Genomic DNA, 20,020 nt, shown 5'->3' on the forward strand with positions numbered 1-20,020 from the left:
GCGCTTGGAAGGAAACTGATGAGACAGAACCTCGACTACGCCGCCCTGTTCGCGGCCGTTCCGAGCCCTTGTCTGGCCATGACGCCGGACATGACGGTCGTGGCCGTCAACCAGGCATATCTCGACGCCCACGGACGTCGGCGCGAGGAGTTGCTGGGCCGGCACGTGCTCGACTCCTGCGCCCTCGACCACGCCGATCCCGTCAAGCAGCGCGCGCTGCGGAACCTCGAGGCGTCTCTGCGCCGGGCCGAAGCCACGGGCAAACCCGACGTGATGGCGCCGCACAAGTGCGCCATGCCCATCTCCCGCAGCGCGCACCCGACCGAGGGACACCATTGGAGCATGATCAATTCTCCTGTGCTCGGCTCGGACGGAGCAGTGGTGCTGTTCGTCCACCGTACGGAGGACATGTCCGCGTTCCTTCAACAGCGCAGAGGGTCTCGGTCCGGCGTGAGCCGGACGGGCGCGGGCGCCGCAGAGATGCAAGAGCTGAACGAGCAGGTGAGGAAGGCGAATACGGTTGCGGAGCAGTTGCTGCGCCGCCAACGCCAATTCACCGCGGACGCCTCACATGAGCTGCGTACGCCGCTCACCGCGCTACGGCTGCAGGTGGAGGAGGCGCAACTGCACCGGGACGACATCGACCTGCCCGATCTGCTCAACCATTTGACCGCCGACCTCGACCGGCTGGAGAGCATCATCGACGACCTGCTCCTGCTGGCCACGCTCGAGGTCGACCTCGACGCGAGGTTGGAGGAGGTGAATTTGACGAGTCTGGTCGAGGCGGTGGCGGCTCGGTGGACCGTGAGCCATGACGTGCGGCTCGATCTCGAGCCCGCGGTGACGGTGGAGGCCGACTCGTGGCAGATCACCCGGCTGCTCGCCAACCTGCTGGACAACGCCCGACGTCACGCCACGCGCAGGCTGAGGGTGGACCTGCGCCGCACCGGTGACCATGCGGAGCTGGCCGTGGCCGACGACGGGCAAGGTGTCCGCCCGGCCGACCGCGACCGCATCTTCCAGCGCTTCGTCCGCCTGGACACCGCCCGCAGCCGCGACCACGGAGGCGCCGGCCTGGGCCTGGCCATCGCGCGTGACATCGCCTCAGCCCACTACGGCACCCTGCACGTCGAGGACTCCGCCGATGGTGGCGCGTGCTTCGTCCTCCGCATACCTCTCGTCTCCTGATCCGCCGCCTTTACGTTGTAGATTCCTAGCGAGCGGCCCGGTCACATGTGGCCCACCCAGTAGTTCTGCGTAATCCTGCAATCGCGCCTCTTCTTGCAGAACGCGGCCTGAACAGCGGTGACGCCGCTGTTGCTATTCAGATGCTGTACTCCACTCAGCCTGACGGGGCTGTGATTCGACCGCACGTGCGCGATGTTCCTCTTGGTGTGGTGAGTCTTGTTCTGGCTCTCGTTGCCCTGTGCGCCCTGCGTGTTCTTGTCGCGCTGCGAGCCGTTTCCACTTCCGTAGCCAGATCCTGCCGGCACCGCGATCGCCGGCGACGCCATGACAACGGTCCCTATCGCGACGACGGCCGGCAGCAGCGCCAGTCGGCGCAGGGCCGTTCCGGCAAGCGGATTCACCGTACGATGACGACTCATTTGTGGCGCACCTTCAGGCTAAAGTGCTGGGCACTTCGGATCGATCGGATATGGCTTCAATACCCCGCGATCCGGAGCCGGTCCTCCCGTGAGCGATGCTCGGTGCAGAACGTTGCCGGCTCTTTGTACGACGGCCGACGGCTTCGATCTCGGCGTGAGCCGTACCCGTCTGACAGAGTGCGTTTCTCCCCAAAGGTGGAGGTTTCGGGGAGGAAGTACGGCAGGATCGTGACCATGGCCTACGATCCGCGGACTACCGCCGTTCTCGCTCTGCACTGGCAGGTGAACGTCATCAAGCCTGAGGGATTCTTCGGCGCGATGCTCGGCGAGCCGGTCGCGCGCAGTGGCGTCGTGGAGCGCGCCGTGCGGTTCCATGAATCCATGCGCGCCGCAGGAGCCCCGGTGATCTTCACCCGGTTCACCGTGCCCGAGGGAGAGGGCGGCCTGGTCCGCAACACGGGCTTCATGATCGCGGTCGGCGACGCGCAGGAGGCCTTCCGCCCGGATGCTCCGGGGGCGCAGTTGATCCCGGAAATGCGGACCTTGGCCGAGGCCGACCATGTCGTCGACAACCAGAAGCTGTCCGGCCTGGCCGGAAACGACCTCCCCCAATGGCTGGCCGAACGCGGGATCGACACGCTGCTGGTGACCGGAGTCGCCACCAATCTCACCGTCGAGCAGACTGCCAGGCACGGCACCGACCTCGGCCTGACCGTCCACACGGTCGGCGATTGCGTCACCGCCGCGACCGACGAGGCTCACCGCATGTCGCTGGCCAACCTGGATCTGGCGACGGCAGGCTGCCTGACGTCGGAACAGGTGCTCAGGCTGTTCTCCTGAGCCGCGGGCGAGCTACTTGACGGCCCCTGCCGCCAGGCCCTTGCTCCAGAACGACTGCAACGACAGAAACATGGCGACGACCGGCACGACCGAGACGAACGCGCCGGTGACGACGGTGGTGTAGCTGATGGGATTCCCCTGCATTTCGCGCCAGCCGACGAGGCCGACGGTCACCGGCTGGAGGGAGCTGTCGGCGAGCATGAGCGAGGGCAGGAGGAAGTTCGTCCAGATCGCGACGAACTGAAACAGGAAGATCGTGACCATCGCGGGTGCCATGAGCCGCACGCCCATCCCGAAGATGCGCATTTCGCCGGCGCCGTCGATACGGCCTGCCTCGATCAGAGCGTCCGGTATCGACGACGCGGCGTAGATCCTGCTGAGGTAGACGCCGAAGGGGCTGACGATGCTCGGGATGAAGACGGCCCAGAAGGTGTTGATGATTCCGGTGGCGCTGAACACGAGGTAGAGCGGGATGGCGAGCACGGGTGCGGGCAGGAGCACCGCGGCGAGCACGGTGCCGAAGACCGCCTCGCGTCCCGGGAATCGGAACTTCGCGAGCGCGTACCCGCACATGGACGCCAGGAGCGTGGAGACGATTCCGCCGCCCACCGCGTAGAGCAGCGAGTTGAGCAGCCAGCGCGAGTAGACGCCGCCCTGAGCCTGGAACAGGGTCTTGATGTTCTCCACGAAGGCGAAGCTCTCGCCGAACCAGAAGCCGTTGCCCGAGAAGATCTCTCCGCTGCCCTTGGTCACGGAGACGACCAGCCACCACACCGGGAGCAGGAAGTACACAGCGAAAAGGATCATTACGGCCAGCACGAACAGGCGCGAGGCGGGGCTCACCGTCGTGAGCGGATGCGCCCGGCGGCGCCGCCGGTTCGGCACGCCGGCGACGGGTTCGTTTCGTGTGGGCGATGGCAGTGTGACGGTCATCAGTCGACTCTCCTGGCTGATGCGCGGAAGACGAGAACGGACACCACGCAGATCAGAGCGCCGAGCACCACGGACTGCGCGGCCGCGTAGTTGAAGTCGTTGCCCGAGAGCGACCGGAGAGCGGCCATGATCGGTGTGTAGGTGGACGGCAGGTTCGGCGCCACGGACTTCATGGTGACCGGCTCGTTGTAGAGCTGGAACGTGCCGATGACGGAGAAGACGAGGGTGAGCAGCAGGGCCGGCCGGATCAGCGGAACCTTGATGAGGAGCGCGGCCTTCCAGCCGGAGCATCCGTCGATCGCCGCGGCCTCCATCGTCTCCGCGGGGACGGCCTGCAGGGCGGCGAAGATCAGGATCGTGTTGTAGCCGGTCCACGCCCAGGTCAGGATGTTCGCGATCGAGAACGGCAGGGCGCCGTCGGTGACGAAACTGACGTCGACCCCGATCGATGCGAAGAATCCGGTGATGGGGCTCAGCGAGGGTGCGTACAGGAACGACCACACCAGGGCCGCGATCACGCCGGGCAACCCGTAGGGCACGAAGTAGGCGACCCGGAAGAACTTGCGCCCGGTCGACACCGACGAGTCGATGAGAAGGGCGAGGACGAGCGCGATGCCGAGCATCACGGGCACCTGGATGACACCGATGAAGGTCACCCGGCCCACGGACGCGATGAAGTCCCCATCCTGGAACACCCGCACGTAGTTGCCGAGGCCCGCGAAGACGGTTTCCGCGCCACCGAGGCCGAGGCCCGACCGTTTCACCGCGAAGAAGCTCTGAACGACGGAATAACCGGTCGGCACCAGGTAGACGACGACGAAGAGCAGGAGGAACGGCAGAACGAACGGCGCGGCTCGCCGAAGCTCGCGACGTCGGCTCGGCCGCTGGATCGTCAGAGGGGACACGGTCACCCTTATCTGTCGAAGGACTGGAGGATGCGGATTCGCGGGGGCCCACCGTGCGGGCGGCCCCCGCGAAGCGCTACTTGCTGACGGAGAAGCCCTGGGCTTCCAGCGCGGAGACCGTGTCCGTCTGGGCGCCGCTCAGGGCGTCCTGGAAGGTCGCACTCTTGGTGGGCACCTTGCCGAGACCGTCGCCCAGCGCAGCGGCCGTGGTGGACATCACCGGGCCCCACCGCCAGTTCGAGTTCACCTTGGCCGACTCCGAGCGGAACACCTGGTAGATGGCCTGGCCGCCGTAGTAGCTCTCCGGGGCGTCGAGCGCCGCGTTGGCGAGACCGGACGTGGAAGCCGGAAGGATGGCTGCGGACTCGATCAGGTTCGACACGGACTTGTCGTCGGTCGACATCCACATGGCGAACTCGGTGGCCTCCTTCGGGTTCGCACAGCCCTTCATGACGGCCGTGGCCGATCCCCCCGAGTTGCCGACGGAGTCGTCGGTGCCCCACCGGGGCATGGGCGCGACGGCCCACTTGCCCGCGGATTTGGCGGCGTTGTCTCGGATGAGTGACGCCGACCAGACAGGACCGACCTCTGCCCAGACTTCGCCGCTGTTCCACGCGGAGAAGAGCGCCGCGTCGAAGGCGGGATAGGAGGTGACGAGATCCTGGTCGAAGAGCCCCTGCCAGTAGCCGGCGACCGTGCTGTTGGCGGCGCTGTCGAGCGAGACCGTCCAGGCGTCGCCGTTGACTCCGAACCAGGGGGCACCGCCCTGCCAGGCGAAACCGGCGTAGAGGTACGGGTCGGTGGGCAGGTTCATGATCCGCGCCTTCGGGTCGGCGGCCTTCACCGCGGCGGCGGCGGTTTTGAACTCCTCCCAGGTCTTCGGAACCGCGATCTTCGCGGCGGTGAAGAGGTCGGAACGGTAGAACATGCCCATCGGCGCGGTGTCGACCGGTACGCCGTAGGCGGCACCGTCGACGCCGACGTTGCCCCACACCCATTCGGGGAATTCGGCGTGCTGGGGTTTCACGTATTGGCTGACGTCCTGGAGCAGGCCGGCGGCGAGGAAACTCGAGAACGTCTCGTAGCCGATCTGCGCCAAGCACGGCGCCGTGCCCGCCTTCGCGGCCGCGAGCATCTTGTCGTAACCGCCCGCGCCCCCGTTGGTGATGGTCTCGTACTTCACCTGGATGTCCGGGTGAGACTCGTTCCACAGCGCGACGGACTTGTCGTAGCCCGCGGCCCAGCCCCAGAAAGTGATTTGCGCCGGGCCGCCGGTGCTCGCGCCGCCGGTGCTCGCCCCGGTGTCGCCGGCGCACCCCGTCAACGCGATGCCGGTCGCGGCGACGACTGCGGCCGCAGTGAGTCGCGCTTTTCGGTTGAGCATGACTTCCTCTCGACTGCTACTTGTACAGCGCGTCGCATGTCGTCGGGTCATTCAGGTCGTCCTTGGGATGACCAGGGGCATGCACGGCTGGTCTTGCGGATGCTCTTGTCGCCATCGAGATCCTTCGGCGCGTTCCGGATGGCGAGCTGGACGATCTACTACGGATGTGCAGGGACGATCACGGTGAGCATGCTGACCGCGGCTCTGAGGGAGACATCGCTCAGTGCGGTGATGTGACCGAGATGCCGGGAGATGTTCGCGGCCGGCACCACCGCGATGGCATCGCGCCCCGGGGGCGGACTCGGGGCCGGCGCCACGAGTCGTACGAGCCGGCGGACACTTTGTTTCCCCTTTACGACGATCAGGTTAATGCTGGGATACTTGCATACAAGCTATGGGCATGCAACGATCAATTTTGTGAGTTCCCATCAAGCGCTCATCCCTGAGCCGGCACCCGTCGGGCGCGATCCGATGTTGTCCCCGGTCGTCCGAGACCGCGCGTCAGCACGGACGTCCGATCGCGTCTACGACGAGTTGGTCTCCGCGATCCGCGAACTGCGACTCGCCCCTGGAGCGTCCCTGTCCGAGACGGACCTCGCCGAACGGCTGCACGTCAGCCGTACGCCGGTGCGCGAGGCCCTCGCGCGACTCGTCGACGCGGGACTCGTACGGGTCGTGCCGCAGGTCGGCACCCGGGTCGGGTTGATCCGCCTGCGTGATGTGGAAGAGGCGCGTTTCGTCCGCGAGAGTCTGGAGATCGCGGCCTTCGAGGTGGCGTGCGCCGATCCGGCGCCCGACGTCAGCGAGCTTCGCGAACTGCTCGAACGGCAGGAGCACAGCTATCGCACCGAGAACTACGAGGCCTTCTTCGCGGCGGATGAGGCGCTGCACACCCAGATCTTCACGCTCAGCGGCTATCCGGGAGCGTGGCAGGCCGTGCAACGGATGAAGCTGCAGTTGGACCGGCTACGGCGGCTCACCCTGCCCGACTCCGCCACGGTGCGTGAGCTGATCGACGAGCACAGAATGATCGTGGACGCGCTGGAGACCGCCGACCTGTCAGCCGGCCGCTCTCTGCTCAGCCGGCACGCCAGGCGTGCTCTTGAACTCGGCCCGGCGCTGCGCGCCAAGTATCCGGACTACTTCACCGAATGAGCGCGACGACGGTTCCCGGGACGGCGGACGGACCCGCTCCGATGTTGTACCGGTTGGCGGCCTCCTCTCGCAGTTGACGTGACCGGCCCCCGGACCTCACACGGCGGCGGTGTCCCACGCGGTGGCCGCGACCGGCTCGCCGCACGTCCTGTGCGACGAGGCGGCGTGCCCTCGACCGCAGGACCGATCGCCTGCATCGTGGAGGTGTGATCCCACGCCTTCGCGGTCGGCGGCCGCGGCGTCCTCGGCACCGAGTTCGCACTGCCGCACGTGCTCGCCCGGCGACTCGGAGTGACGTCGGCACCGCGTCCGCAGCCGGACTCGTGGGGTTGAAGGACCGCGCCCTGCCGCGCAGGCGAGGGCGCGTTGATCATCGGCACCGCACTGGTCGTCAACGCCTGCTCGCCGGTTGACAGCCCCTACCACGAACGGATCACCATGAGAATCATGCGTATCGGCGCACCCGGCGCGCAACGGCCGGGCGTTCTGCTTCCCGACGGTCGTCACCTCGGCCTGTCCGGGCTCACCGACGACATCGACGGCGAGTTCTTCGCCGGTGACGGCCTGGGCCGGCAGCTGGTCGGGCAGGCATGACCATCCGTCTGTCCCTCGGCCACATCGACAAGTACGACTCCCATGTCGCGACGTTCGCCCATCAGCTCGGGCTCACCGGCGTGCAACTGCACACACCCGACCTGCTGCCGGGCACCGACGGCTTCTGGAGCCTGGCCGAGTTGCGGGCCCTCAGGGAACGCTGCGACGCTGACCGACTGGCGATCGACGGCCTCGAGAACGTCCCGCTCGCCCACTTCTGGAAGATCCAGCGCGGCCTCCCCGGGCGGGATGAGCAGATCGAGAACTACCGGAAGACGATCCGCAACCTCGCCGCCGTCGGAATCGATCTGCTCGGCTATAACTTCCTCGCCACCTACGTCTGGCGCACCGACATGGCCGCGAAGGGACGCGGCGGCGCCAAGGTCACCGCCTTCGACCTGGCCGACGTCCACCGCGGCAACGCGCTCGCCGGGTACCGGCTGACCCCGGGGCAGCCCCTGGACGAGCCGATCACGGCCGACCAGATGTGGGCCAACCACCAGTATTTCCTCGACGCTGTCCTCCCCGTCGCCGAGGAGGTCGGTGTACGGCTCGCCCTGCACCCCGACGATCCGCCCGTCAACGAGCCCCTCGGTGGCGCAGCCCGGATCTTCACGTCCCCCGCCGCCATCAAACAGGCCCACAAGCAGGCCGGCGGCAGTCCGTCATGGGGGCTGAACCTCTGCCTCGGAACGGTCTCGGAAATGGCCGGCGAGCAGAGCATCAACGAAGTCATCGACCACATGGGACCGGCCATCTTCTACGTCCATTTCCGGGACGTACGCGGCACTGTGCCGCGCTTCAGCGAATGCTTCCTCGGCGAGGGCAACTTCAATCCGGCACGGGTGATCCGCAGGCTGAACGACTCCGGATTCGACGGATTCATCATCGACGACCACGTCCCGGCGATGATCGGAGACCTGGACACCTGGGGCGACACATCGTCCGAGGCATACTGCAGCCGAGGCCGCGCACATGCGATCGGATACCTGCAAGGCGTCCTGAACGGCCTCGCACTCGACGAACCGGACGGCACGCGGCTCCCTGCCGACCTGTGACGAGCGAGGATGAGCCTCTTCCGGCTTACGCCGGCTCCGGCTTCTCCGAGCCTCTGAGGATGAGCTGTGTGGGGAGCACCCGGGTGGTGAACGCCGAGGTGTCGCCCTTCAGACGACCGAGGACGATGTCGGCCGCGGTGCACCCCATCAGCTCGATGTCGTGGCTCACCACCGACACCGGCGGGCTGCCGAGCAACGCCGTCTCGAAGTCGTCGAAGCCGACGAGGGGCAGCCGCCGGCCGGCCGCCTGGAATGCGAGCAACGCACCGATCGTCGAGCGGTTGTTGGCCGCGATGACGGCGTCGGCCGAGCCGTCGCGGAGCACGGCGCCGACCTCGCGTTCCGCCTGTTCCCTGGTGTGCGCCGTCGTGATCGTGAGCGAGTCGTCGGCTTCGATCCCGGCCTCGGCGAGCGCGGCGGCGTATCCGGCGTGACGTTCGCGCATCGTGTAGATGTCGGGTGAGTCGCCGACGAAGGCGATGCGCCGCGAGCCGGCGGAGACGAGCGCGAGGGTGGCCTCGCGCGCCCCGCCCGCATTGTCTGCGAGCACGGCGTCGGCGTCGGCGAACGGCACGGGCCGGTCGAGGAAGACCAATGGAGGGATGGGCGAGGCGACGTCGGACCAGTCGCGGCCGGCGTTGCGCGGAGGCACCACGATCAAGCCGTCCACCTGCTGCTCCATGAGCCGGTCGACCAGGCGATCGTGCCGCATCCCTTCCTCTTCTGAGCTGGCGATCGTGACGAGGTATCCGGCCGCGTCCGCCACGCTTTCGATGGCTCGAGCGAGCGTTGAGTAATAGGGGTTCGCGAGGTCGCTGATGACCAGGCCGATGGTCTTGCTCGTCCAGCCGGGCCGGAGGCTCGCCGCGGAGAGGTTGCGGCGGTAGCCGAGCTTCACGATCGCTGCGCTGATTCGATCCGCGAGGGCGGGATCGATGTTCGTTTCCCCGTTGACGTGACGCGAGACGGTCTTCAAGCTGACCCGTGCTTCATGAGCGACGTCCTTCATCGTGGGGTTGCGTAGCACCTGGTCTCTCCAGTCGACGGCCGTCAGGGGCCGATCGTACTCCGCCGTGCCACCGCGCCTACGGACGCGGCGGCGCGGCCTGCGGCCGGACCGCTCAGCCGGCCCGTCTGACGACCCGCACCCCGCCCGCGGGCACCTTGATCTCTCCCTCGTGGACGGACCCGTCCAGCAGGTCGGCTCCCGCACCCGGAACGGCCGTCTCGGTGTCGCCGTGGTTGATGAGGAAGACGTAGTCGTGGTCGGCCGAGCGGCGCGTCACCACCTCGAGTCCGGCGCAGGTAGGTGTTCCGGTCGCCGCGAGCCGCTTCGCGATCGCCCCCATCAGACGCGCGCGGGCGTCGGCGGCCAGTTCCACGCCCACGTACCAGGCCTCCCCCGCGCCTCGGGTCGCGCGCGTGATCGCCGGCGCGCCCGCGAAGTCGCCGCCGAGGTAGCGGGCCTCGGCCACCGCGTCCGTCAGGTCGATCTCCTCGTGCCAGGTCGAGACCCGGGCGGGCCCGGTGATCCCGTCGATCTCCACGGAGTCCGTCTCCACCATGGGCGCGAACTCCTCCACACGCACCCCCAGCAGGTCGCGGAACGCCCCGGGGTAACCGCCGAGCCGTACCCGGTCGAGCGGATCCACGATGCCGGAGAAGTAGGTGACGATCACGGTCGCCCCCGCGTCCGCGGCGGCGACGACGGCGGCCGCGTCGTGGTCGGAGACCAGGTAGAGCATGGGCACGACGATCAGCCTGTAGCCCGACAGGTCGGCCGACGGCGGCACGACGTCGGCGGTGATGCCCGCGTCCCGAAGGCTCTGGTGCCAATCGAGGGCGGATTCCATGTACGAGAGGCCGTTGTGCGGATGCGACTCTCGGTCGGCCGCCCACCACGACTCCTCGGAGAACAGCAGCGCGCAGTCCGCGACCACCCGGGTTCCGAGCACTTCGGCACAGGAGGCGAGCTCCGCGCCGAGCGCCGTCACCTCCCGGAACTTCCGGCTGTCGGCGCCGGCGTGCGGGAGCATCGCGGAATGAAACCGCTCGGCGCCCGCGCCGGCGGCCCGCCACTGGAAGAAGCAGACCCCGTCGGATCCGCGGGCGACGTAGGAGAACACGTCCCGCCGCAGTTGCCCGGGGCGTTTCGCGGGGTTGACCGGGCGCCAGCTCGTGGCGCCGGCGGCCGTCTCCATGAGCAGCCAGGGCTTCCCCTTCGACAGGCCGCGTGCCCGGTCGGCGGAGAACGACAGCTCGGCGTGAGCGTCGGGCGTCGACCTCAGGTAATGGTCGCTCGCGATGAGATCCAGGTCGTCGGCCCACGAGCTGTAGTCCATGTTCTTACCGGCGTCGAAGAGCACCAGGTTCGTGGTGATCGGCACCGCCGGGGTGACACGCCGCAGCACGGCAGTCTCCGCTCGCAGCTGATCGCGCAGCCGATCGGAGCTGAACCGGTCGAAGTCCAGCACGTGCGTGGGGTTCGAGTCGGTGAACGTCACCCGCGGAGGCTGGATCTGCTCCCACGCCGAGTAGGTCTGACTCCACGCGGCGGTCGTCCACGCGGCGTTCAGCTCGTCGAGCGAGTCCCCGTACCGCTCCTTCAGCCAGCTCCGGAAGGCCACGGCGCTCGCGTCGCCGTAGCAGCGCGAATTGTGACCGCCGAGCTCGTTGGAGACGTGCCACAGCGCGAGAGCCGGGTGCCCGCCGTAGCGCTCCGCCATCTTCTCCACCAGCGTGAGCGAGTGCTCGCGATAGATCCGCGACGACGGCGACCATGCCTGGCGTCCGCCCTGCGACATCGTCCGCCCGTGTCGATCGACGGGCAGCACCTCAGGAAACCGCGTGGTGAGCCACGGAGGAGGCGACGCGGTGGCGGTGGCGAGATCGACGGCGATGTCGTTCGCGTGCAGCAGGTCGAGCACGCGGTCGAGCCAGCCGAAGTTCCATCGATCGGGCGCCGGCTGCAGCGTCGACCAGGCGAAGACACCGACGGTGACGAGGTTGACGCCGGCCTCGCGCATCAATCGCGCGTCCTCGTGCCACACGCTCTCGTCCCACTGCTCGGGGTTGTAGTCGCCGCCGAAAGCCACGGGCTCGCCGCCGAACCGGGCCACGACGTTGGCGGGCCACCGAATCCACTCTGCCGTCACGAACTCTTCTCCTCGCCCAACGAACGCGCATCCACGCGAAGACCGCTCTGCCGACCGCCGAACCGAAGCCCGGTGAGCCCGGTAACCCCGCAGCACGACGGCCGGGGGGACCATCCAAACGCGACCTGAGGGATCATCGCCCGGAACCGCGCCAGGTCGCGACAAGTCACACTAGCGGCTTGAGACAACGTTGTTTAGAGTGAACCCGCGTAACCGATCAAGCCCGTCCTGGCACGAAGGTCGCGGCGATCGTTCGACCAATTCGCCCACCGCGGCCGGCCTTCGCGCCGTCACCGCACGGTGGCCGTGGACGACATCGAGGGAGTGGATCGTGGCGGAGTTCGACGGCAAGGTCGCCATCGTCACCGGTGGACTCAGCGGTATCGGACGCGCGACAGCCCGGGTGCTCTCGGCGCGCGGCGCGATCGTCGTGGCCGCGGGTGTCCCGCCGACACGCGACTCCGAAGCTCCGCTTCCAGGTGTCGAACACGTCGACGTCGACGTCACCGACGAGACCGCCACCGCGCGACTCGTCGAACATGTCGCCGCCGAACACGGCGGACTCGACATCGTCGTCGCCGCCGCCGGAATCCAGCGCTACGGCACGGCCACGACGACCAGCGCCGACGAGTGGAACGAGGTCCTCGCCGTCAACGTGACCGGCGCCTTCCACACCGTCAAGCACGCGCTGCCGCACCTGCGCGCTCGCGGAACGGGGTCGATCGTGATCGTCTCCTCCGTTCAAGCCTTCGTCACCCAGAACGCCGTCGCCGCCTACACCACCAGCAAAGGGGCGCTCAACGCGCTCGCACGATCGATCGCGATCGACGAGGCGAAGAACGGGATCAGAGTCAACACCGTCTGTCCCGCGTCGGTGGACACCCCGATGTTGCGGTTCTCGGCCCGCACCTTCTCCGACGGCAGCGACCAGGGGGCGCAGGCGCTGGTCGATTCCTGGGGACGGATGCACCCACTGGGACGAGTGGCGCGACCGGATGAGGTCGCAGAAGCGATCGCCTTCCTGTCCAGTGACCGTGCCAGCTTCATCACCGGTATCGCGTTGCCGGTCGACGGCGGGCTGCTGGCCAACGCCGCAGTGGTGCTTCCCGGATGATGACGGCCGAGGTCGCGATTCCCGGTAGGGCCCGAGTCGGCGAAGGACCGGTGTGGGACGCCGAGATCCGTCGCCTGCACTGGGTCGACATCCCCGCCGGTCACATCCATACCAGCGACCCGGCCACCGGTCAGACCAGCAGCATCGAACTGCCGACGCACGTCGGCGCCGCGGTGCCACGGCGCGGCGGAGGCTTCGCCGCCGCGACGGCCGAAGGGTTCGCGACCGTCGAAGCCGACGGATCGATGAACATCCGGCGCGCGATCCTGCCCGACGGCGAGCGCATGAACGACGCGAAGTGCGACAGCCATGGCCGGCTCTGGGCCGGCAGCACCACGATGGACTTCCGGCCCGGCAAAGGCGCTCTCCATGTCCTCATGCCGGATTGGACGAGCCGCGTCGTCCTTGAGGAACTGACCCTGCCCAACGGGCTTGGCTGGAGTCCCGACGGACGCACCTTCTACCTCGCCGACACCATCGCCGGTGAGATCTCGGCCTTCGACGCCGATCCCGGGTCTGCCAGGATCAGTCGGCGGCGTACGTTCTTCCGGATCCCCGCTCACACAGGCATGCCGGACGGACTCACCGTCGACGCGGCAGGGTGCCTCTGGGTGGCGGTATGGGGCGGCGACCGCTTGGCTCGGATCTCTCCGGAGGGGGACTTGCTCGGCGAGGTCCCGATGCCCGTGCACCAGCCGTCCTCCTGCACGTTCGGCGGACCCCGCCTCGACGTTCTGTACGTCACGTCGGCCCGCGAAGGGCTCGATCTTTCCGACGACGACCCCGCGGGATCGGTGTTCGCCGTCGAACAACCGGGCGCCGTGGGCATGCCGTCGACCGCGTTCGCCGGATGAATGGAGCAGCCCCGGCCCGGGGGTCGAGTTCCCTGATGCCCATGCCCTCGACGCCGGTGTCCTGCATCATGAATCAGTTGACAGATCTGGGTGGGGTGGGTTGATCGGCGTATGCCGTCATCCGAACTCTGGAACTCCGTCGACTCGAGTGGCTCACGTCGTCCATCCCGGAAAGGAAGCAGCGCGTGGCCTCACTGGTCTTGAAGATGTCCGTCTCGCTCGACGGCTACGTCGCACCAACCGACGGGAGCACCGACTGGGTCGCTGCGGGACGTTCCGATGACGGCGCCCAGTGGACCGTCGAGACGCTGAGCAACGCCGGCGCGCACCTGATGGGCGCCACCACCTACGCGGCGCTGGCCACCTACTGGCCGGGCGCCTCCGGGCCGTTCGCCAAGCCGATGAACGAGATCCCCAAGGTCGTGTTCTCGGACTCGCTCGCGTCCGCCGACTGGGGCGAGACGACGATCGCCGCCGGAGATCTGGCTGAAGCCGTCACGCGGCTCAAGCAGGAGCGCCGCGACGGATATCTGCTTGCCCACGGCGGAGTTCGGTTCGCCCGATCGCTGGTCGAGACCGGCTTGATCGACGAGTACCGCCTTGTCGTCCATCCGGTCGTTCTGGGCGCGGGCGAGCGGCTCTTCACCGCACCGCTCACCGTCGAACCGATGAGCACCATCGCCTTCAGCCGTGGCGCCGTCGCCCATGTCTTCGCGGCGCGCCCGTCATCGAGCCGCTGATGTGACGAGGCCCGCGCGAGATCCGTGAACGAACTTCAGACGCAGGACGGCTCTGGGCGCCTCACCCGAGCCAGGTGATCATGCCGGCACGTGCAGAGATTCCACCGCTTCGACGAGTGGCGCGAGTTCAGGGTTCTTCGCCGCGTCGTCGAGCGCCTCGCGCAGTGCGGCGTCATGGGTCGGCCGCGCCTCGGCGAGAAGCCGGAAACCCGCTTCGCTGACATTGGTGTAGATGCCTCGACGGTCAGTCGGGCAGAGGTAGCGGGACAGCAGGCCCCGGTCCTCAAGCCGGGTGACCAGGCGAGTGGTGGCGCTCTGGCTCAGCACCACGGCGTCGGCGACCTGTTTCATCTGCAGGTGGCCGCCCTCTCCGTCGTGCTGCCGGCTGAGGGTGTTCAGCAGCGAGTACTCCCGCACACTCAAGCCGTGCCCGGCCTGCAGAGCGCGCTCGATGTGAGCCTCGATTCTCCCGTAGAGCGAGGAGAGCGCGTACCAGCCCTGTGCGAGTGCGGTGAGCACGGGATCCGTGGCTGTCATGACGTCTCTTCCTCTCTGCCGGAGCGGCCGGTCCCAGGATAGGCCACCCATGCAATATGCCGCGCTTGCATATAGTACGCGTCTGCAATTATTGTTGGCGCGCTCTAATGGCTTATGCAACCACTGGGAGGTGGAGACCTCGTGCCGCTCGCGCTCCTGGCTCTCGCGATCGGGGCCTTCGGGATCGGAACCACAGAATTCGTGATCACGGGAGTCCTTCCCGAGGTCGCCGGCGACTTCAGCGTCTCGATTCCCACTGCGGGCCTGCTGGTGACCGGATATGCCCTCGGTGTGGTGGTCGGCGCCCCGCTGATGACCGTTCTGGGCACCAAGGTGCCCCGCAAACGGATGCTCATGCTGCTGATGGGCCTGTTCATCGCAGGCAACCTGCTCTCGGCCCTCTCCCCCACCTTCGGGATGATGCTGGCCGGCCGCGTGGTCGCCTCGCTGGCGCACGGCGCGTTCTTCGGCATCGGCTCTGTCGTCGCGGCGACTCTCGTCGCCCCCGACAAGAAGGCCAGAGCGATCTCCATGATGTTCACGGGACTGACCGTGGCGAACGTGGTCGGCGTACCGCTCGGCACGCTGATCGGCCAGTCCGCCAGTTGGCGCGTCACCTTCGCCATCGTCGCCGCACTGGGCGTCGTCGGCCTCCTCGGTGTCGCCAGGCTCGTCCCCGAGATGCCCGGACCCGAGGGCGTGCGCCTGCGCCGGGAACTGTCCGCGTTCCGCAACGTGCAGGTGCTGCTGGCGATGGCGATGACGGTGCTCGGCTTCGGCGGAGTGTTCGCGGCCGTCACCTACATCGCGCCGATGATGACGCACGTCGCCGGCTTCGCCGACGGCTCCGTCACCTGGCTGCTGGTCCTGTTCGGCCTCGGCATGGTCGCCGGCAACCTCATCGGCGGCAGGTTCGCCGACCGCGCCCTGATGCCGATGCTGTACGTCTCGCTGGGCGGCCTCGCCGTGGTGCTGGCCCTCTTCACGCTGACCGCGCACGACAAGATCGCATCGGCGGTGACCATCGCACTGATCGGCGGCCTCGGCTTCGCGACCGTGCCCCCATTGCAGAAGCGGGTCCTGGACCACGCGCAAGGCGCCCCCACGCTGGCCTCCGCGGTCAACATCGGCGCCTTCAACCTCGGCAACGCCCTCTCGGCCTGGCTCGGCGGCCTCGTCATCGCGGCGGGACTGGGCTACACCGCCCCCAACTGGGTGGGCGCGGTCCTCGCCGCAGCCGCCCTCGTTCTGGCCGTCCTGTCCGCCGTCCTTGAACGGCCTGCCGTAGCCGGCGCCGACACGGACGCCGGCGACGGCACGCCCGCCACAGCGGGCCTCCGCTGATCCATCCCGACCGCGTCTCACGATTCCGGAGGACGACCATGATCTCGACCTGACGGCCGGCGACATGGACGCCGTGGCCGCGCTCGACCGCGAACTGCGTACCGGCCCCGGCCCCGACGTCTTCGGCTGACCGGCCCTGACCGGCCCTGCGCCGGGAAGCGTCCTCACCGCGACCTGGAACCCCCATCAGCTTTCGAGCGCGAGCCCGCCTACCCGACCAGGGGGACCCTCGCGAACGTGGCGTTGAGGGCCACATACACGAAAGAGGTGTTTTTATTAAAGATTCCAGTTTAGGGTATCGAAACCCACCATATACGGCATATGGTGGCAAAATGGACATTGATCGACTCCTTGACCACCAGGGCCGGCAGTCCGTCCGGGGACACTCCGGCCCCGCGGGCAGCGGGGCCGCCGACGGGCATCAAGATGAGGCCGGAGTGGTGAATCCAGCGGTCGACTACAGGGCGGTGTTCAAGGCCCTCGTGGCCCCGTTGCTGGTGATGACGCCGGACTTCGTCATCGTGGCGGCCAGCGACTCCTATCTGGAGGTGAGCGGGCGGGACCAGGCGGACCTGCTCGGCCGGCATTTCTTCACCGTCTTCCCGGGCAATCCCAGCGCTCCCGGCGGTGAGGGGCCGGAGTGTCTGCGTGCGTCGCTGGAACGCGTGCTGGCCACCGGAGAGCGGGACACCATGGCGCTGAAACGCTACGACATGGAGGCGAGCGACAGACCGGGGGTGTTCGAGGAGCGGTACTGGAACACGATCAACACGCCCGTCCTGGGCCCGGAAGGTGAAGTCGAACTGATCATTCACCGTACCGAGGAGGTCACCGACTTCCTTCAGCAGCTAGGGCGGTCCGGTGTAACGGGGATGAGGGCGGAGTCGGAGACGACGAGCGCCGACGTCTACGCTCGCGCCCGCGAACTCCAGGACCTCAACGAACGACTCAAGCGCACCACGTCGGCACTGCAGGAGGCCATCGAGCGGCAGCGGCGGTTCGTCTTCGACGCCTCCCACGACCTGCGCAACCCGATCACCGGGCTGCTGACCGAACTAGAGGTCGCGCTCTCAGAATCCGACATCGACCTGCACCCGGTGCTGCGCAAATCGCTGCGAGACGCCGAGCGACTCAATGACATCGTCGCCGATCTGCTCGAACTCGCCCGCCTGGACACCGCGACGCCCGCCATCGCCGAACCGGTCGACCTGGCCCAGCTCGTCGTGGACGAACTCGGACGCCGCACTCCGACCGCCGTCGTCCTCACCCGGCTCGGCCAGCAGGTGGTGGTGCGCGCCTCCCGGATCCGCCTGGCCCGGCTCCTGGGCAATCTGCTCGACAACGCCGAACGGCACACCACCAACACGATCGAGATCGTCGTCACCGCCGACCCACCCAACGCGGTCCTGGAAGTCATCGACGACGGACCCGGCATCGCCCCGGCCGACCGCGAAAAAGTCTTCGAACGGCTCTCCCGCCTGGACGATGCCCGTCGCCTGGATCCCGGCGGCTCCGGGCTCGGCCTGCCCATCGCCCGCGAGATCGCCCAGGCCTACGGCGGTCACCTGTACGCCGCCGACAACACCACCGGCGCCCGCTTCGTCCTCCGCCTCCCCCACGCCGTCTAGGGTGCTCGCCGCACGCGTGACACGCCTGCGGCGGCGACCGGCGCGACCGTGAGATCTGCTTCGCGGGCGTCGGCGAGGTCGAGACCGCACGCGATGACCTTGCCGTCCGGATCTCCTGGCGGTCGAGGACTTCCCTCCGGCACCAGGTAGGGGACGGCCCGCCTTCTCTGCTCCGCGTACGACCTGGTCGTCCCGACGGCCGATCGGCGTTCACCGATTCTCCACTGGGATGGGCCGGGGCTTCACCTCGCCTCCACCGGCCTGGTGCCGACACTGTCTCCGTGGCTGACGTGCTGGTTGTGCTGGGAATCGTTGGGTTCACGCTCGCGATGCTGGGCCTGATCAAGGGGCTAGATCGCGTATGAGCGTCGTCAACGTTCTGTTACTCACTGTGTCTGTCGCGGTGTTCATCTATGTGGGCATCGCGCTCTTCAAAGCGGAGTGGTTCTAATGGGCTTCGCGTGGACGATCGTCGCGCTGGTCTTGGTGCTGGCGCTGTGTTGGCGATTCCTCGGCGCTTACATGGTTGTGGTGTATGAGGGGCGGGCCAGGTGGCTGGCCAAGGTCGAGCGGCCGATCTACCGAGCGATCGGAGCGGACCCGAAGGCCGAACAGACCTGGCAGCGCTACGCCTCATCGGTGATCGTCTTCTCGGCGATCGCGCTGCTGATCAGTTACGGCATCTTCCGGCTGCAGGAGCATCTGCCGTTCAACCCGGACCACATGTCCGGCGTCGAATGGCATACGGCCTGGAACACCGCCGTGTCGTTCGTGACCAACACGAACTGGCAGTCGTACTCGGGCGAGACCACGATGTCGTACCTGTCGCAGATGGGCGCCCTGGCGGTGCAGAACTTCCTGTCCGCCGCGGTGGGCATGGCGGTCGCGGTCGCGTTGATCCGCGGTTTCGCCCGCAAGGGATCGAAGACGATCGGGAACTTCTGGGTCGACCTGGTGCGCGGCACCATCTACGTGCTGCTGCCGATCGCGTTCGTCGCCGCGATCGTGTTCATCTCGCAGGGCGCGCTGCAGACGCTGGCCGGTCACGCCGAGGTCAGTAACGCGCTCAACGGCGCGAGCCAGACGCTGCCCCGCGGCCCCATCGCCTCCCAGGAGGTGATCAAGCAGCTGGGCACCAACGGCGGCGGGTTCTTCAACGCCAACGGCGCCGGACCGTTCGAGAACCCGACCGGGTTGACGAACTTTCTGTCCATCGTGCTGATCCTGTGCATCCCGGTGGCGCTCACCTACACCTTCGGCAAGATGGTGTTCAGCATCCGCCAGGGCGTGGCGATCCTCGCGGTCATGACGGTGCTGTTCGGCGGGTGGCTCACGATGACCGCGGTCGCCGAGCAGCAGGGCAACCCCGCTCTCGCTGCGACCGGGGTATCTCAGCCCCTCGGCAACATGGAGGGCAAGGAGACCCGGTTCGGCGCACTGTCGTCGTCCCTGTACAACGTGACCTCGACGCAGACCTCCACCGGCAGCGTGGACTCGGCGGCCGACTCCTACACGCCGATCGGCGGGATGGCGATGCTCACCGGGATGATGCTGGGTGAGGTCAGCCCGGGCGGCGTCGGAACGGGCGTCTACGGGATTTTGATGTTCGCAGTGATCACGGTGTTCATCGGCGGGTTGATGGTCGGGCGAACACCGGAGTATCTCGGCAAGAAGATCCAGGCCAGGGAGGTGAAACTCGCCGCCCTTGGAGTGCTGGTCATGCCGATCACGGTGCTGGTGCTCACCGCGATCGCCACGGCCGTGAACGCCGGGAAGGCCGGCCCGCTCAACGCCGGGCCGCACGGGTTCTCCGAGATCCTCTACGCCTACACCTCGCAGACGAACAACAACGGGTCCGGGTTCGGAGGGCTGAGCGCGAACACCCCCTTCTACAACATCACCGGGACGATCGGCCTGCTGCTCGGCCGGTTCGCGATCATCATTCCGGCGCTCGCGCTGGCGGGCGGTCTCGCGGAGAAGACCGTCGTCCCCACATCGCTGGGCACCTTCCGCACCGACAAGCCGATGTTCGTCGGCCTGCTCACAGGCGTGGTTCTCGTCATCGGCGGCCTCACCTTCCTCCCCGCCGTGGCCCTGGGCCCGATCGTGGAGCAGCTCAGTCACGGGATGTTCTGGTGATGTCCCCCCTGGTGCCACTGAAGCAGGCTCGAT

At 67.7% G+C, this 20,020-nt stretch carries 18 protein-coding genes; 11 read left to right on the plus strand and 7 right to left on the minus strand.

The genetic code is table 11. The features are described 5' to 3' along the window. Positions 1-18 precede the first annotated feature (18 nt). The gene (locus Pmi06nite_RS26440; protein ID WP_203955828.1) at positions 19-1,188 is read left to right on the plus strand and encodes a PAS domain-containing sensor histidine kinase; all 1,170 of its coding nucleotides are present in this window, start codon (positions 19-21) and stop codon (positions 1,186-1,188) included. Between the two features lie 41 nt (positions 1,189-1,229). On the opposite strand, the gene Pmi06nite_RS26445 is transcribed toward Pmi06nite_RS26440, so the two are convergent. After that, entirely contained in the window at positions 1,230-1,607 is a 378-nt protein-coding gene (locus Pmi06nite_RS26445) for a hypothetical protein (protein WP_203955829.1), read from the minus strand. Positions 1,608-1,841: 234 nt separating this feature from the next. Between Pmi06nite_RS26445 and Pmi06nite_RS26450 the strand changes: the two genes are divergently transcribed. Then, positions 1,842-2,447: a cysteine hydrolase family protein gene (locus Pmi06nite_RS26450; protein WP_203955830.1), complete on the plus strand. Its 606-nt coding sequence runs from the start codon at positions 1,842-1,844 to the stop codon at positions 2,445-2,447. Positions 2,448-2,459: 12 nt separating this feature from the next. Here Pmi06nite_RS26450 and Pmi06nite_RS26455 read toward each other — a convergent pair whose 3' ends face one another. The 3 genes from Pmi06nite_RS26455 to Pmi06nite_RS26465 all read right to left on the minus strand — a co-directional run bounded on the left by Pmi06nite_RS26455 (position 2,460) and on the right by Pmi06nite_RS26465 (position 5,669). Then, positions 2,460-3,380, minus strand: coding sequence for a carbohydrate ABC transporter permease (locus Pmi06nite_RS26455; RefSeq protein ID WP_203955831.1), 921 nt, complete (start codon positions 3,378-3,380; stop codon positions 2,460-2,462). Beyond that, complete coding sequence (locus Pmi06nite_RS26460) at positions 3,380-4,285, minus strand: carbohydrate ABC transporter permease (protein WP_203955832.1); 906 nt, start codon at positions 4,283-4,285, stop codon at positions 3,380-3,382. Before Pmi06nite_RS26460 ends, Pmi06nite_RS26455 begins: the two co-directional genes overlap by 1 nt. A 76-nt stretch (positions 4,286-4,361) precedes the next feature. After that, entirely contained in the window at positions 4,362-5,669 is a 1,308-nt protein-coding gene (locus Pmi06nite_RS26465) for an extracellular solute-binding protein (protein WP_203955833.1), read from the minus strand. Between the two features lie 417 nt (positions 5,670-6,086). On the opposite strand from Pmi06nite_RS26465, the gene Pmi06nite_RS26470 reads away from it, so the two are divergent. The 3 genes from Pmi06nite_RS26470 (at position 6,087) to Pmi06nite_RS26480 (ending at position 8,476) form a co-directional block, all read left to right on the plus strand. Continuing rightward, positions 6,087-6,824: a GntR family transcriptional regulator gene (locus Pmi06nite_RS26470; protein ID WP_203955834.1), complete on the plus strand. Its 738-nt coding sequence runs from the start codon at positions 6,087-6,089 to the stop codon at positions 6,822-6,824. A gap of 447 nt (positions 6,825-7,271) precedes the next feature. Then, on the plus strand, positions 7,272-7,418 hold the full coding sequence (locus tag Pmi06nite_RS26475; RefSeq protein WP_203955835.1) for a hypothetical protein: 147 nt from the start codon (positions 7,272-7,274) through the stop codon (positions 7,416-7,418). Further along, entirely contained in the window at positions 7,415-8,476 is a 1,062-nt protein-coding gene (locus Pmi06nite_RS26480; protein ID WP_203955836.1) for a mannonate dehydratase, read from the plus strand. Before Pmi06nite_RS26475 ends, Pmi06nite_RS26480 begins: the two co-directional genes overlap by 4 nt. Positions 8,477-8,501: 25 nt before the next feature. Here Pmi06nite_RS26480 and Pmi06nite_RS26485 read toward each other — a convergent pair whose 3' ends face one another. Both Pmi06nite_RS26485 and Pmi06nite_RS26490 read right to left on the minus strand, forming a co-directional pair. After that, positions 8,502-9,485 carry a LacI family DNA-binding transcriptional regulator gene (locus tag Pmi06nite_RS26485; protein WP_203955837.1) on the minus strand — a complete coding sequence of 328 codons (984 nt, stop codon included), beginning with the start codon at positions 9,483-9,485 and terminating at the stop codon, positions 8,502-8,504. A 112-nt stretch (positions 9,486-9,597) separates the two neighbouring features. Beyond that, positions 9,598-11,631 (minus strand): beta-galactosidase, encoded by a 2,034-nt coding sequence (locus Pmi06nite_RS26490; RefSeq protein ID WP_239114219.1) that lies wholly within the window; start codon positions 11,629-11,631, stop codon positions 9,598-9,600. A gap of 331 nt (positions 11,632-11,962) precedes the next feature. Here Pmi06nite_RS26490 and Pmi06nite_RS26495 point away from each other — a divergent pair, with 331 nt between their 5' ends. The 3 genes from Pmi06nite_RS26495 to Pmi06nite_RS26505 all read left to right on the plus strand — a co-directional run bounded on the left by Pmi06nite_RS26495 (position 11,963) and on the right by Pmi06nite_RS26505 (position 14,339). Then, entirely contained in the window at positions 11,963-12,745 is a 783-nt protein-coding gene (locus Pmi06nite_RS26495) for an SDR family NAD(P)-dependent oxidoreductase (protein WP_203955839.1), read from the plus strand. Beyond that, the gene (locus tag Pmi06nite_RS26500) at positions 12,742-13,599 is read left to right on the plus strand and encodes an SMP-30/gluconolactonase/LRE family protein (protein ID WP_203955840.1); all 858 of its coding nucleotides are present in this window, start codon (positions 12,742-12,744) and stop codon (positions 13,597-13,599) included. The genes Pmi06nite_RS26495 and Pmi06nite_RS26500 overlap by 4 nt, the downstream gene beginning before the upstream one ends. A 185-nt stretch (positions 13,600-13,784) precedes the next feature. After that, complete coding sequence (locus Pmi06nite_RS26505; protein ID WP_203955841.1) at positions 13,785-14,339, plus strand: dihydrofolate reductase family protein; 555 nt, start codon at positions 13,785-13,787, stop codon at positions 14,337-14,339. Between the two features lie 78 nt (positions 14,340-14,417). Here Pmi06nite_RS26505 and Pmi06nite_RS26510 read toward each other — a convergent pair whose 3' ends face one another. Further along, positions 14,418-14,876 (minus strand): MarR family winged helix-turn-helix transcriptional regulator, encoded by a 459-nt coding sequence (locus tag Pmi06nite_RS26510; protein ID WP_203955842.1) that lies wholly within the window; start codon positions 14,874-14,876, stop codon positions 14,418-14,420. Positions 14,877-15,017: 141 nt separating this feature from the next. Between Pmi06nite_RS26510 and Pmi06nite_RS26515 the strand changes: the two genes are divergently transcribed. The 3 genes from Pmi06nite_RS26515 (at position 15,018) to kdpA (ending at position 19,987) form a co-directional block, all read left to right on the plus strand. Next, on the plus strand, positions 15,018-16,220 hold the full coding sequence (locus tag Pmi06nite_RS26515) for an MFS transporter (protein WP_203955843.1): 1,203 nt from the start codon (positions 15,018-15,020) through the stop codon (positions 16,218-16,220). 332 nt (positions 16,221-16,552) lie between these two features. Then, entirely contained in the window at positions 16,553-17,848 is a 1,296-nt protein-coding gene (locus Pmi06nite_RS26520; protein ID WP_203955844.1) for a PAS domain-containing sensor histidine kinase, read from the plus strand. Positions 17,849-18,298: 450 nt separating this feature from the next. Next, positions 18,299-19,987, plus strand: coding sequence for a potassium-transporting ATPase subunit KdpA (gene kdpA / locus Pmi06nite_RS26525; RefSeq protein WP_203955845.1), 1,689 nt, complete (start codon positions 18,299-18,301; stop codon positions 19,985-19,987). Positions 19,988-20,020 lie beyond the last annotated feature (33 nt).

Source organism: Planotetraspora mira (assembly GCF_016863275.1).
Lineage (GTDB): Bacteria > Actinomycetota > Actinomycetes > Streptosporangiales > Streptosporangiaceae > Planotetraspora > Planotetraspora mira.